General features: G+C 69.6%; 12 protein-coding genes and 2 pseudogenes. 9 read left to right on the top strand and 5 right to left on the bottom strand.

Features of this window, described 5'->3' with window-relative positions:
* The first annotated feature begins 9 nt into the window (after positions 1–9).
* From ABIE67_RS06200 to ABIE67_RS06190, 3 genes are all read left to right on the top strand, one after another.
* A complete protein-coding gene (locus tag ABIE67_RS06200) occupies positions 10–489 on the top strand; it encodes an NUDIX domain-containing protein (RefSeq protein ID WP_370254537.1) in 480 nt (159 codons plus the stop codon).
* Between the two features lie 54 nt (positions 490–543).
* A complete protein-coding gene (locus ABIE67_RS06195) occupies positions 544–1,353 on the top strand; it encodes a 3-hydroxybutyrate dehydrogenase (protein ID WP_370254534.1) in 810 nt (269 codons plus the stop codon).
* A 75-nt stretch (positions 1,354–1,428) separates the two neighbouring features.
* Positions 1,429–3,375, top strand: a complete 1,947-nt coding sequence (locus tag ABIE67_RS06190) for a helix-turn-helix domain-containing protein (protein ID WP_370254530.1) — start codon at positions 1,429–1,431, stop codon at positions 3,373–3,375.
* A gap of 41 nt (positions 3,376–3,416) precedes the next feature.
* Here the strand turns inward: ABIE67_RS06190 and ABIE67_RS06185 are convergent, their stop codons facing one another.
* Positions 3,417–4,802, bottom strand: a complete 1,386-nt coding sequence (locus ABIE67_RS06185) for an MFS transporter (protein ID WP_370254525.1) — start codon at positions 4,800–4,802, stop codon at positions 3,417–3,419.
* A gap of 547 nt (positions 4,803–5,349) precedes the next feature.
* On the opposite strand from ABIE67_RS06185, the gene ABIE67_RS06180 reads away from it, so the two are divergent.
* From ABIE67_RS06180 to ABIE67_RS06170, 3 genes and pseudogenes are all read left to right on the top strand, one after another.
* The gene (locus ABIE67_RS06180; protein WP_370254521.1) at positions 5,350–5,697 is read left to right on the top strand and encodes a transposase; all 348 of its coding nucleotides are present in this window, start codon (positions 5,350–5,352) and stop codon (positions 5,695–5,697) included.
* Positions 5,625–6,052, top strand: a pseudogene (locus tag ABIE67_RS06175) (transposase); the annotation flags it as partial. The gene ABIE67_RS06180 and the pseudogene ABIE67_RS06175, both read left to right, overlap by 73 nt.
* Positions 6,053–6,155: 103 nt before the next feature.
* Positions 6,156–9,017 carry a CHAT domain-containing protein gene (locus ABIE67_RS06170; RefSeq protein ID WP_370254519.1) on the top strand — a complete coding sequence of 954 codons (2,862 nt, stop codon included), beginning with the start codon at positions 6,156–6,158 and terminating at the stop codon, positions 9,015–9,017.
* A gap of 4 nt (positions 9,018–9,021) precedes the next feature.
* On the opposite strand, the gene ABIE67_RS06165 is transcribed toward ABIE67_RS06170, so the two are convergent.
* From ABIE67_RS06165 to ABIE67_RS06155, 3 genes are read right to left on the bottom strand one after another with little or no spacing between them, the layout of a single operon-like run.
* Entirely contained in the window at positions 9,022–9,210 is a 189-nt protein-coding gene (locus ABIE67_RS06165) for a hypothetical protein (RefSeq protein ID WP_370254517.1), read from the bottom strand.
* Positions 9,188–9,877: a DUF6338 family protein gene (locus ABIE67_RS06160; protein WP_370254515.1), complete on the bottom strand. Its 690-nt coding sequence runs from the start codon at positions 9,875–9,877 to the stop codon at positions 9,188–9,190. Before ABIE67_RS06160 ends, ABIE67_RS06165 begins: the two co-directional genes overlap by 23 nt.
* Before the next feature lie 3 nt (positions 9,878–9,880).
* Entirely contained in the window at positions 9,881–10,324 is a 444-nt protein-coding gene (locus ABIE67_RS06155; protein ID WP_370254513.1) for a hypothetical protein, read from the bottom strand.
* A 403-nt stretch (positions 10,325–10,727) separates the two neighbouring features.
* Between ABIE67_RS06155 and ABIE67_RS06150 the strand changes: the two genes are divergently transcribed.
* Both ABIE67_RS06150 and ABIE67_RS06145 read left to right on the top strand, forming a co-directional pair.
* Entirely contained in the window at positions 10,728–10,907 is a 180-nt protein-coding gene (locus tag ABIE67_RS06150) for an ATP-binding protein (RefSeq protein WP_370268262.1), read from the top strand.
* 180 nt (positions 10,908–11,087) lie between these two features.
* A complete protein-coding gene (locus tag ABIE67_RS06145; RefSeq protein ID WP_370254510.1) occupies positions 11,088–11,753 on the top strand; it encodes a PleD family two-component system response regulator in 666 nt (221 codons plus the stop codon).
* Positions 11,754–11,902: 149 nt separating this feature from the next.
* On the opposite strand, the gene ABIE67_RS06140 is transcribed toward ABIE67_RS06145, so the two are convergent.
* Positions 11,903–12,487, bottom strand: coding sequence for a DinB family protein (locus tag ABIE67_RS06140; protein ID WP_370254506.1), 585 nt, complete (start codon positions 12,485–12,487; stop codon positions 11,903–11,905).
* A gap of 134 nt (positions 12,488–12,621) precedes the next feature.
* On the opposite strand from ABIE67_RS06140, the pseudogene ABIE67_RS06135 reads away from it, so the two are divergent.
* Positions 12,622–13,569 (top strand): annotated as a pseudogene (locus ABIE67_RS06135) (ISAzo13 family transposase); the annotation flags it as partial.
* Between the last annotated feature and the right edge of the window lie 29 nt (positions 13,570–13,598).

Here is a 13,598-nt window from a genome sequence, read left to right as displayed (position 1 = left end):
GTCGTGGCCATGGCTACTCCTGACTTCATTCGTACGATCCGGGCCTCCGCCGGTCACCAACTGCTGTGGCTCCCCGGGGTCAGCGCCGTCGTCTTCGACGACGAGGGACGGGTCCTGCTGGGGCAGCGCGCGGACAACGGCAAGTGGACGGTGATCAACGGCATCCCGGACCCGGGTGAGCAGCCCGCGGTCGCCGCCGTGCGGGAGGTGTACGAGGAGACGGGCGTCCGGTGCGTCGCCGAGCGGATCGTCCTGGTCAGGTCGGGCAGTGAGGTCACCTATCCCAACGGCGACACGTGCCAGTTCATGGACATCACCTTCCGCTGCCGTGCCGTGGGCGGCGAGGCACGCGTGAACGACGACGAGTCCCTCCAGGTGGGCTGGTACGAGGTGGACGCACTGCCCGCGATGGACGAGCGTCAGCTGTTCCGGATCAAGCAGGCACAGTGCGATGAACCCACGTGGTTCGAGCCCATGAGTTCGGACTGAAGTATGGGCTGTGACCATATGTGGCCTGGCGAGGATGCTGCCTAGGGTCGATCCATGACCCCGCCCAGCATCCTCCCGGCTCAAGGCTCGTCCTTGCCCGTCCCGCTCGACCTCGGCGGCCGCACCGCCCTCGTCACCGGTGCAGCCGGTGGCATCGGACGCGCCTGTGCGCTACGGCTCGCGGCCGCAGGGGCCAAGGTGAGAGCGGTCGACCGGGATGCCGCAGGCCTGGAGGAGCTCGCCGAGCAGGCCAGGGTCCTCGCAGGCGCCGTCGAACCGCACGTCCTCGACCTCACCGACCTGGACGCCGCCGAACTCGCCGCCGCCGGCACCGACGTCCTCGTCAACAACGCCGGAATACAGCTGGTGCGCCCCATCGAGGAGTTCCCGCCCGACGTCTTCCACACGGTGCTCACCGTGATGCTGGAGGCGCCCTTCCGGCTCATCCGTGGGGCCCTGCCCCATATGTACGGGCAGGGCTGGGGTCGGATCGTGAATGTGTCCTCCGTACACGGGCTGCGCGCCTCGGCCTTCAAGTCGGCCTATGTGGCCGCCAAACATGGCCTTGAGGGACTCTCCAAGACCGCCGCGCTGGAAGGCGCACCCCATGGCGTCACCTCGAACTGTGTGAACCCCGCATATGTGCGCACCCCACTGGTCGAGAAGCAACTCGACGATCAGGCCCGGGCCCACGGCATTCCCGAGGAACGAGTGCTGTCCGAGGTGCTGTTGCAGGACAGCGCGGTCAAGCGGCTCATCGAACCGGAGGAGGTCGCCGAGGCCGTGGCGTATCTGTGCGGCCCGCACGCGTCCTTCGTGACCGGCACGTCGCTCGTGCTCGATGGTGGCTGGACCGCGCACTGACCGGTCGGGGCCGGCGGAGTTTCGAGTTATCCACAGGGCTGACGCGGTGGCGGTGCGATGAGCAATCCTGTCGGCATGTCTCGCGATCACGTGCACCCCGCCGAGCGCTCCGCAGCCGATGCCGGAGCGCCCTTTGGCAGCGCGGAGACGCCCTTCCTCGAGCTGCTGGCCCGGGGCGCGTCCGCCGATGCCTATGAGCAGCCCGTGCTGCTCGCCCGCGCCGAGGGCAGCCCCACCGAACGGATCGTCGCCCTCGAACAGGCCAAGCTGCTCGCGCTGCGCGTGCGCGCCGAGCTGGAAGGCCGGCGGCGGCGCGAGGCCGAGCTGTCCGCCCTGTTCGAGACGGCTCACGACCTGGCCGGCCTGCGGGACCTGGACGCCGTACTGCAGGCGATCGTGCAGCGCGCCCGGTCGCTGCTCGGCACGGACATCGCCTATCTCAGCCTGAACGACCCGGCCAGGGGCGACACCTATATGCGGGTGACCGAGGGATCCGTCGCCGCCCGCTTCCAGCAACTGCGGCTCGGCATGGGGGAGGGGCTGGGCGGCCTCGTCGCGCAGACCGCCCGCCCCTATGTCACCGACGACTACTTCAAGGACGACCGCTTCCAGCACACCCTCACCATCGACGCCGGCGTGCGCGACGAGGGGCTGGTCGCCATCCTCGGGGTGCCGCTGATGCTGGGACACCATGTCATCGGGGTCCTGTTCGCGGCGGACCGACGCGCCCGGGTCTTCGAGCGGGAGCAGATCGCGCTGCTCGGCTCGTTCGCCGCCCTCGCCGCGGCCGCCATCGACACCGCGAACCTGCTCACCGAGACCCGCTCGGCCCTCGCCGACCTGGAGCGGGCCAACGAGATCATCCAGGACCGCAGCGGCGTGATCGAACGGGCCTCCGACGTGCACGACCGGCTCGCCGAACTCGTGCTGCGCGGCGGAGGAGTGCACGACGTGGCCGCCGCGGTCTCCGAAGTCCTCGACGGCACGGTCGAGTTCGCGGAGGCCACCACCGCACCGGCCGGGGCCCTGGAGGTCTCCCGCATCGAAGGCCACGCCGTACGGCACGACGACGACTGGATCGCCGCCGTGGCCGCCGGCGGCGAACTGCTCGGCGCGCTCGTGCTGCGCGGCCACCCCGGTCTCGACCCCGTCGACCAGCGCACTCTGGAGCGGGCCGCGATGGTCACCTCCCTCCTGCTGCTCGCCCGGCGCTCCGCCGCCGAGGCCGAACAGCGCGTCCGGGGCGAGCTGTTGGACGACCTGCTCGACGCCCGTGACCGTGACCCGCGTCTGCTGCGCGAGCGCGCGGCGCGGCTGGACGCCGACCTCGACGCCACCCACGTCGTCCTCGCCGCCCGTCTCGACGTCACCGCGGCCGACGCCGACCAGGAGGCGGCCGCCCGCAGACGCCTGTGGTCCGCCGCGTCCCACCTCGCCGCGACCCGACACGGCCTGGCGGCCGCCCGTGACGGCGGCACGGTCCTGCTCCTGCCGCTCGACACGGGAGACACGGCCACCGCCCTGGCCCGCAGCACCGCCCGCCACCTCGGCACGGCCGTTCACGAGGCGGTCACCGTCGGCGCCTCCGCCCCGGTCGAGAACCTGGCCGCCCACCCGGACGCCGTGGCCGCCGCATACGAGGAGGGCCGGCGCTGCCTCGACGCCCTGCGACTGCTCGGCCGCTCCGGGGACGGGGCCGCCGCCGAGGACTTCGGGTTCGTGGGACTGCTGCTGGCCGGGGACCGGGACATCGCGGGATTCGTCGACCGCACGATCGGTCAGGTCGTCGCCTACGACGAACGCCGCGGCACCGACCTGCTGCGCACCCTCGACGCGTACTTCGCCTGCGGAATGAGCCCGGCCCGCACCAAGGACGAACTGCACGTCCATGTGAACACGGTCGCCCAGCGTCTGGAGCGCGTCGGTCGCCTCCTCGGCGACGACTGGCAGGGCCCCGCTCGCGCCCTGGAGATCCAACTGGCCCTGCGGCTGCACCGGTTGTCGGCACCGGCACAGCGCTGACCCCCGTACGCAGGCGTACGGGGGCCGGTGCGCGGGGCGGGTCAGACGATGTGGGCGTCCGCCGCCCGGGAGGCCGAAGGCTTCGCGTGGGCCGAGGCCTCGATGTCGGCGAGGTCCCGGTGGCGGGTCTCCTTGGCCGCGCCGATCGCGATCACCGTCAGGACGGACGCGGCGACGACGTACAGGGCGATCGGGGTGGAGCTGTCGTAGTCGGCCAGCAGCGCGGTCGCGATCAGCGGTGCGGGCGCGCCCGCCGCGACCGAGGCGAACTGGGCGCCGATCGAGGCACCGGAGTAGCGCATCCGGGTCGCGAACATCTCGGAGAAGAAGGCGGCTTGGGGTGCGTACATGGCGCCGTGCAACACCAGGCCCACGGTCACGGCGAGAACCATGTTCCCGAAGCCGCCGGTGTCGATGAGCGAGAAGAACGGGAACATCCACAGCCCGACACCGATGGCGCCCAGCAGGTAGACGGGACGGCGGCCGATCCGGTCCGACAACGCACCCCAGGCCGGAATGACGGCGAAGTGCACGGCGGAGGCGATGAGCACGGCGTTGAGGGCGGTCTGCTTGGAGACGCCGGCCGATGTGGTGGCGTAGACGAGGATGAACGCGGTGATGACGTAGTAGCTGATGTTCTCCGCCATACGCGCGCCCATCGCCACCAGCACGTCACGCCAGTGGTGCCGCAGCACGGAGACCAGCGGCAGCTTCTCGGCGTCGGTCGCGTGTGTGGCCTTGCGTGTCTCCGCCTGCGCCAACGCCTGCTTGAAGACGGGCGATTCATCGACAGACAGACGAATCCACAAACCGACGATCACGAGTACACCGGAGAGCAGGAAGGGGATGCGCCACCCCCAGGTGCCGAAGGCGCTGTCCGACAGTACGGCCGTCAGCAGGGACAGCACTCCGGTCGCCAGCAACTGGCCCGCCGGTGCGCCGGTCTGCGGCCACGAGGCCCAGAAGCCGCGCCGCCGCGCGTCCCCGTGCTCGGACACCAGCAGCACGGCCCCGCCCCACTCACCACCGAGCGCGAAGCCCTGCACCAGGCGCAGCGCGGTCAGCAGCACGGGCGCCGCCGACCCGATGGTCGCGTGCGTCGGCAGCAGCCCGATCGCGAACGTCGCCCCACCCATCAGCAACAGGCTCAGCACCAGCAGCTTCTTACGACCGAGCCGGTCACCGAAGTGCCCGAAGACCAGCGCGCCCAGCGGACGGGCGGCGAATCCGACGGCGTACGTCAGGAAGGACAGCAGTGTGCCGACGAGCGGATCGGAGTCCGGGAAGAACAGCTTGTTGAAGACGAGGGCGGCGGCGGAGCCGTAAAGGAAGAAGTCGTACCACTCGATGGTGGTGCCGATGAGGCTGGCGGCGACGATGCGACGGAGGTTCGCGGGTGGTGGGGGAGCGGTGGTTCCGGAGGTCATGTGCGCCACTTCCTCGTGTGCGGTGGGGACGGGTAGGTATCGGCACACGGTAGAAAGGCGCAGGTCAGGCGCACATGTGGTGGGGCAACATAGTTCTGAGTCTGGCTATGCGTGCAGGCTCCATGCCTCGTCGTGAAGCGGTGTGAAGCGGTGGGTCAGAGGCCCGCAGAGGATGGAAGTCTACGGTGACACCAGAGCTTGTGGATGAGGCGGTTGCGCCAGGTCCGGGAGCTCGGAGGCGGCAGGAGCGGGCGGGCGCGAGAAGCCGCCCGCCGGCGGGTCTTACGGCTCTGCAAGGACGGTGAGAAGTCGTAAATCAACCGATCATGGAACGTGCGGGTCGAAAGTTCGGGGATGCGAATCGAACCGAGCTATGCCTGGAGGCCCTGGTGTCGATGTTGTACGCGTCGGAGCCTGTCCAGTTCAACTTGGCTGCACCATCATGCGCTTGCCTCGCGCACGTGCACGGCAACGCAGCTGACCATCCCGATCGGGTGCGGACGCGGAGTGGGCGGCCATCCGGCCGTTGCTGCCGGTGCCGACTTGGATGGAGGGACGGGGCGGACAGCCCGAGGGCTGTTGCGACCGCCAGCTGCTGGACGCGATCCGTTACCTGGTCGCGGGCGGGATCGCCTGGCGGGCGTTGCCCGCGGAGTTCCCCGATTGGGGCCGGGTCTACGATTTCTTCCGCCGCTGGCGCGAGCACGGGCTGATCGCCGAGTTTCACGACCGGCTGCGTGGTCGGGTGAGGGAACGCGAGGGCCGTGAGACCGAGCCACGGCCGGAATCATCGACGTGCAGTCGGGGCGGGCCGCCGCGACGGGCATCGACCACACCTGGGCCGCCCTGCGATCAATCCGCGCCGCCCGCCCGGACAGCACTCCGATCTACGTGATCCTGGACAACCTCTCTGCCCACCTGAACTGGAGAATTCGCAGGTGGGCGGCCCAGAACAAGGTCGAGCTGTGCTTCACCCCGACCTACGCGTCCTGGGCGAACCCGATCGAGGCTCACGTCGGCCCGTTGCGGCAGTTCACCCTGGCCAACTCCAACCACCCCAACCAGACCCGGGCCCTGCATGCCTACCTGCGCCGGCGCAACCACCGGTACACCATCCGCGGCCCCCAGCGCACCGCGGTCGTCCTCGAACTCTCCGCCGGAGAACCGGAACTGGCTGGCGAACAACTGCACGTGCTAGGGATCGGAGGGCGTCCAGGTGCATGTTGGCGAACTCCGCATCCTTCGCCTGATGCAGTGGCGCCCGGCGGCGTCCTGCTGGTCGCGCGGTAAGGCGATGGACTGCATGGGCAGTGTGCCGTTGTCGTACCAGGGCTTCCGCCTATTGTGGCCCTCATGTGGTGGGGGATGGTGGCGCTGCTCAATGGGTTCGTTGTGCTGTCGCTGGGGTTGGCGGGAGATCGCCACATCGACCGGCGCATGCGCATATCGGGTCTGATGAGCGGCACGGTGGGCCTGATGACGGTGTTGTCACACCCGATGCCGCACCCTTGGGTCGAACCGACCGCGCTCACCATGGCGACGGCCGGCTTCTGTCTGAACTGGCTGCGGTCCCAGCGGATTTATCTTCGCCAGCGCGAGAATCCGGCGCTGGATCCGGCTGCGGCCTTCGAAGCGAACCAGTCGGGCCGCTCTTCCTTGCGGGGTTTTGATCTCACCGGCAGGGTGGAGATGCTGGACGACGGCATCGAGAAGCTCCGGCTGGCTGTCCAGGCCAGCGTGGGTGAACCGGCCCGGATCGAGTACGCGGCAAATCTGGTGATGGCGTTGCGTGGCAGGTACGAGCGTCTGCGGAACGGGGACGATTTGTTCGAGGCCATCGCGACGGCCCGGGAGGTAGCCGCGGCCGAGTCCGGCCGCGAGCCCCGCCGAGGTGTCCTGCTCTCGCAGTTGAGCTGCGCGCTACGGGTGCGCCACGACCACTTCGGGGACGCCGCCGACCTCGATGAGGCGCTCGACACCAGCCGCGAGGCTGTGCGCGTTGCGTCCCGGGCCCACCGAGGCGATCACATCGCGTGCCTCGGTGAGCTGAGCGCCGTACTGCGCAGCCGGTACGAGCGCACGCAGCGCACAGCCGACCTCGATGAGGCCATCGCGACCCTGGAACTCGTCATGGCGACCACACAGTCGGGTGACCGACCGTACCTGCGGGTGGTCGATCTGACCACGCTCTGCGGACTGCTGGTACAGCGCTATCGGATGACCGGACAGTGGGCCGACCTCGACCAGGCGCTGGCAGTCGGCCGACAGGCTGCGCAGCACATGCCTGCGGACCACCGCCTGTACGACACCTGTCTGAACAACCTGGCCCTCGTGCTGCGTGTTCGTTACGCGCACACCCCCAACACGGCGGAGCTGGAGGAGGCCATCGGCCTGGCCCGGACCGCCGTTGGCAACGCCCTCGCCGACGACCCTGCCCGCGCCGGCCACCAGCTGAATCTGGCGCTGGCCATGCACAGCCGCTACCGGGCCTCCCACCGGCCCGCCGATCTTGCAGATGCGCTGGAGCCGGCCCGGGACGCGACGACCAGCCCAGTGGCCGACATCCCGGCCCGGGTGGCCGCCGGGATCGCATGGGGCGACATTGCTGCATCGGCCGGGGAGTATGCCGAAGCGGTGGTCGCCCTGGAGACCGTGATCGAGCTGCTGCCGCGGCTGGCGGCGCGCGAGCTGCGCCGCAGTGACCAGGAGTACCGGCTCGGCCGATGGTCCGGGATCGCGGCCTCCGCCGCGGCCTGCGCTCTGGCTGCCGGACAGCCCGAGAAGGCCGTGACGCTCATGGAACAGGGGCGCGGGGTGTTGCTCGCCCGCGTCCTGGATGCCCGTGCCGACCTCACCGCACTACGCCGGCACCATCCCGGACTTGCTGAGGAGTTCGAGGAGTTGCGCGACGCACTGGACGACGTGCATGCCCCCGAGCCGCTCCTCGGCACCGACGAGGAGCCGACCATCGGCGTGAAGGGGACCTGGACGGGCCCGGTGCAGGATGGTGCCCCGGTCCGGGGCCGTGACCGGGACCGGCAGACGCGGCGCGCGCTGGAGGCCCGCTGGGACTCCCTGCTGGAACGCATCCGGGCACAGCGCGGCTTCTCGGCCTTCGCTCGCGGCCCGGAACTCACCGGGCTGCTCGCTGCCGCGCAGGAGGGCCCGATCATCTTTCTGAACGTCAGCACGTACCGGTCCGACGCGATCATCCTGGAGCCTGGCGGTGTGCGGACGGTCCCCTTGCCGGCCGTCACGTTACGAGCGGTGGAGGAGCAGGTGCGGAAGACGGTCGACGCGGTGCGGCCTGAGCACCTGCTCGACGTGGACCGACAGCAGCGTTTCGCTGAGGTGCTCACCTGGCTGTGGGACGCAGTGGCCGAACCGGTGGTGGAGGCCCTGGGGCTTCACCGGTCGCCGCAGGAGGGTGACCTGCCGCGGGTGTGGTGGGTACCGACCGGGCCACTGGCCCTTTTGCCGGTGCACGCGGCGGGCTATCACGACACTCGCAATCACCCGGACCCCAAGACATTGCTGGACCGAGTGGTCTCCTCCTACGCGCCCACCGTTCGTGCCCTGCACGGCGCTCGGGCGCGGCGGCCCTCCCGTACCGCGCCCCGCCCCCTGGTCGTCGCCCTCCCCGAGACTCCGGGTGCTATGCCCCTGAGCGGCGCACTGGCGGAAGCGGACGCCGTGCGGTCCCTCTTCACGGGGGCCCGAGTGCTGTCCAGCCGAGAGGCGGTCGCCGAACGCGTTCTCGCCGAACTGCCCCGCTCGGCCTGGGCTCACTTCGCCTGCCATGCAGTCACGGACCCCGATGCGCCATCCCGGGGGCGACTGCTGCTCCACGACCACCAGCGGCGTTCGTTTTCCGTGGCCGACATCTCCCGGCTGCGGCTACCGAACGCGGAACTGGCCTACGTCTCCTCCTGCTCGACCGCCCAACCCGGTCATCGTCTCTTCGACGAGGCCATCCATCTCGCCTCGTCATTCCAACTCGCCGGGTTCCGGCAGGTGGTTGCCACGCTCTGGCTCCTCCAGGACCGCGTTGGCGTAGAGTTCGCCACGCGGATCTACCGGCACCTGGCCGCTTCGGGCACCTCACGTGGAGCGGTGGATGCCGCTACCGCCGTGCACCGAGCGACATGCACGGCACGTGACCGGTACCCGAACTTCCCAGCGCTATGGGCCGGCCACGTCCATGTGGGTTCGTGACGCCTTACTGGTCGGTCGGCGGCGTCTGGTCAGGGGCTGCCTGCTGGGCCACCTGCTGGGCCGGCGGTTCCGACGCGCTCGCAGGTCCGGGCGGCCCCTGCTCGGGCTCCGGTACCTGGTCGCGCGGTGTGTAGCCCCGGAACTCGGCGGCTTCGGCGAGTAGTTCCAGCTCATGAGGGGTCAACTCGGGCAAGCGGTGCCTCCCTGCGTGTCGCTGGGGCCGGCCCGGGCAGGTCCGGCGGGTGGATGAGTTCGACGACATCGGCGTCGGCTGCTCGGATGTACAGGCCGGCGGTGCGCTCCACCCGGTCGGCAAAGCTGCCGTCGGAGTTCATCCGCCAGGCCGATTCGAGGAAGAGTTCCGACGGCTCGGGATAGGACGTCGCATAGGAGCGGGACCCGTACCATCCACCGAGCCACGTCCCGTCCTTGAGGCGGACACGCACGAAACACGAACCGCGGTGCCGGAAAACATGATCCCACGCGCTGGGTGCCGCCCGGTACCTAGTGGGCAGCCGACGGCGCTGCCACACCGACGCGCACCCGGCCGCGGCAGCGGGTACGGCGATGAAGAGGACCAACGCCAGCAGACCGGCAAGGCGCGGCTGCTGGACGACACCGTCCCAGCCGGCCCGCCCCTCCCCGCGAACCGCGCGTACCAACGGCGGACCGAGCACGATCGCGTAGAGCGAGTCCAGCAGAATGGACGCCGTCACAGCTCGCAGGACCCGCTCGCCCAGATTGCTCTCCCGCGCGACGGGTCCGCGGAGGCGTTCCCGCAGGAACTGATAACTGATCCCGGGCAGCACGAAAAGCACCAGCAGGAACACCTGCAATGCAGTGGACGGAGTCTGGCCCATGGGTCAGAAGCCCGACAGGTCGTGCGGGTCGTATCGAACCGTCGTGGCCCGCCGGTGGCCGCGCAACGCCAGTACGCCCAGGAGGAGAGCGGCAGCCACGCAACCGATGATCAACCGCGACCGCATGGTGTCTGTCCATGCGATCAGCTCGTCTGGCCACCACACGGTAAGAACCATGCCGACAGCCCCCGTCCCCATCCACACCCACGGGACCAGCGGATTCTCACGGCTCGTGGCGATTTCGGCGAGAAGCAGCAGCCCTGCCGCCAGGAACATCAAGGCGTTGAGTAAGAGCTTGCCACCCTCGTTGCTGAGGAGAATCCCCTCGCCGATCACCACGAAGGCGACAGCGAGCAGTGCCTTCAGCCGGACGCGCCCGCCTCTGGGCAGAAACAGCACGACCATGATGACGACCGCCGTAGCAAAGGACGACCACGACCAGTTCACGTCCCGCCCTCCTGCGTCTTGTTGCTGGCCCAGTCTGCCGGATTGCCATGTCGGGCCGAGAGGCTTCGGGCATCTTCACCGCCAACGGCCGGGACGGGTCCCGCGACCGCCCGAGACTCGCAGAACGCCCACTCAGGGGCTTGCAGCGCACCACCTCACCAGAGGCTGAGCGGCCGACCGGCTGCCATGGCAGCTCGGATACGGCCAGGATCTCCTGGTCTGACTCGTGGTTCGCTCGGCTGCCACGGATGGCGGCGCCGAACGGTGTGGGGTGAGAGGGACAGGCGTGTAGCGATCTCACCCGTCCCCCAGTCCTGCAGGACCGGGTCGACCACCTCACGCTCTCTGACGGAGGGGCCGTAGGCGGCGGCCGGCAGCGGCTTGACGGACGGGCGGTGGCGGACTGCAGGATGACGGCGATCCTGCCGGGTTCGCCGCCAGAGACCGGCGAGGCGTACAGCTGACCGACACCGGCACCGGCATCCCTGCGGACGAGCTGCCGCGCCTGTTCGAGCGCTTCCACCGGGTCCGTGGCGCCCGCTCCCGCTCCCACGAGGGCAGCGCCTCGGTCTGGTGCTGGTGAAGGACCTGGTGGAAGCGCACGGTGACATCGTCGGCGTGGACAGCTGGCTCGGCCAGGGCACCACCGTCACTGTGGACCTCCCCTTTGCCGCCGCCCACCGAGCCCGCCCGGTCCCGCCCGTGGCCGGCGCCGGATCTCCCAGGGAAGGCGGAGGCTGCCGGCCCGGCCGCGCCGCGGCCTATGTGGACGAGGCGCTGGGCTGGCTGGCGGCTGCTCCCGTCCCTGCCACGGCCACCCCTGCGGCACGCACCCCCGCAGCCCCCCGCGCTCCACGGTGCCCCCCACGGCCACGGTCCGCACGAAACCGACCGCTCCCACCGGGCCCGCCTGCTGGTCGTCGACGACAACGCCGACATGCGCGCCTATCTCACCCAGCTCCTGCAGCCCGACTACGACGTGCTGCTCGCCCCCGACGGCCGGGACGCCCTGGAGATGGCCCTGGCACAGCCGGTGGAGCTGGTGCTGAGCGACGTGATGATGCCCGACATGGACGCCATGTGGAGTATCGACCCCGCATACGGCGTCCAGTACCGGGATCCCAAGGACGTGCAACAACAGGCCCTGGACCTGGAATTTGAGCCCAACACGGATCCACTGCGTCGAATGCGGAGTTCATCGTCGGCAGGCCCGGTGGGCGGATGGCTCCAGCAATACACCCTCCTCGAGACGGTCTACCGTCCCGCGCAGGTCATCTCGCTCATCGAGAAGATGCGGGACGACAAGGTCGTCGCCACAGAGCCACGCCGGTCACCAAGAAGACCCGGGTGTTCCCCTACGCCGAGAAGCCTGGACAATGCGAGCTCTTTACCGCCTCGACCCCGGCCGGCGGCGCCCTGCGCCCGCTGAGCGACGCGGACGCGCTCGAGCTGGACGAGGACGACGAAGGCGCGGACTGAACGCCCACATCGGGTGACGCGGGCATATCAGGTGGCCGGGTGCTCGGAAATCGCAGGCGCCGATGGGGGAGCCGATGCCAGGCTGCCCGATATGTCCGACTAGGCCTTGATTGATGCGGCCGACCTGGCGGCCTGCTCGATCTTCGCGCAGTAGGCTGCACGGGCTTCCGCGTCGATCTGCTGCTCGTTTTCGGCGCGCACCCCGGTCCGGCCGTCGAGGCCCTCGCGCAGGATGTCGGCGTGCCCGGCATGCCGGATGGACTCGCCGAGTACATGGACCATGATGGCGAACAGGTTCGTGTTGGGACAAGGCTCCGGCCACCACGGCACGTGGCCGGGGGCGTCGAGGGGGAGCTCGTTGATCGTCGCGTCCGAGTGTTCCCACGTGCGCCGGTAGAACCCGATGATCTGATCGCGGGTCTCGTCCTCGGTCGCCCACAGATCGTTGCCGTTGTAGTCCTGCCACCGGCACAGCGGTTCCGGGGAAGGGCGGTCGAAGACCTCGCCGAAGTACCTGGCCTCGACGGTGGCCACGTGTTTGACCAGGCCCAGGAGGTTGGTCCCGGTCGCTGTCAAAGGCCGGCGGGCGTCATATTCGGACAAGCCGTCGAGTTTCCAGAGCAGCGCCTCGCGGTCCCGCCGCAGTCTCCCGTGCAGGTTGTCCTTCGCGAATTCATCGATCATGCGGCATGAACCTTCCATGGGCTGTTCGTGGTCTCAAGATCCCGTACGTGGTCCGCAACGGCTGGCAGAGCCGAGGCTTAGGGCTTGCCGGGAAACAAGTCGTGGCTTCCGGCTGTGGGACGCGTTGTTCTGGTATGGGGAGACCGGAGGGGATCGAGGCAGTCCTGGCTGCGAAGTTCCAGGTGTTGTTGCCGCATTTGGACGAGCGCCAGCGTCGGCTGGCCATAGGGGCGGAAGCTCTGTCGCTGGGGCATGGTGGGATCAGGCTCGTCGCTGCCGCGGCTGGGGTTCGGGAGGGCACGGTCTCGCGCGGAGCGGCTGAACTGGAGTCTGGTCAGGCTCTGTTGGGACGGATCCGTCGTCCGGGTGGGGGCCGGAAGAAGGCTGTGGACCTTGATCCGGGGCTGCGGCCGGCGCTGCTTGGGCTGGTCGAGCCCGACGAGCGGGGCGACCCGATGTCGCCGCTGCGGTGGACGACGAAGTCGACCCGGAAGCTGGCAGCGGAGCTGACCCGGCGGGGCCACCGGGTCTCCGCCGACACGGTCGCCGGTCTGCTGCGGGAGGAAGGCTTCAGTCTGCAGGCCAACGCCAAGACCATCGAGGGTGCTCAGCACCCTGACAGGGACGCGCAGTTCCGCTACCTCAATGAGCAGGCACGAGACCACGGGGACGCTGGTGACCCGGTGATCAGCGTGGACAGCAAGAAGAAGGAGCTGATCGGCGACTACAAGAACGCCGGGCACGAATGGCGGCCTGCAGGGCATCCCGTGAGGGTCAAGACGCACGACTTTCCCGGCCAGGCCGAGAAGCCGATTCCGTACGGGATCTATGACATGGCGGCGAACACCGGCTGGGTCAGCATCGGCACTGATCACGACACCGCGGCGTTCGCCATCGCCTCGATCCGGCGCTGGTGGCAGGCCCGCGGCCGGCACGACTACCCCCGCGCCCGCCGACTGCTGATCACCGCCGACGGCGGGGGCTCCAACGGCTACCGCACCCGCGGCTGGAAGACCCAGCTCGCCGGCCTCGCTGCCGAGACCGGCCTTGAGATCACGGTGTGTCATCTTCCGCCCGGCACCCAATGCCGTTGTTTGAATGGTGGAGTTGG

Source organism: Streptomyces sp. V4I8 (assembly GCF_041261225.1).
Taxonomy (GTDB): domain Bacteria; phylum Actinomycetota; class Actinomycetes; order Streptomycetales; family Streptomycetaceae; genus Streptomyces.
This window is presented reverse-complemented; position numbering and strand designations above follow the sequence as displayed.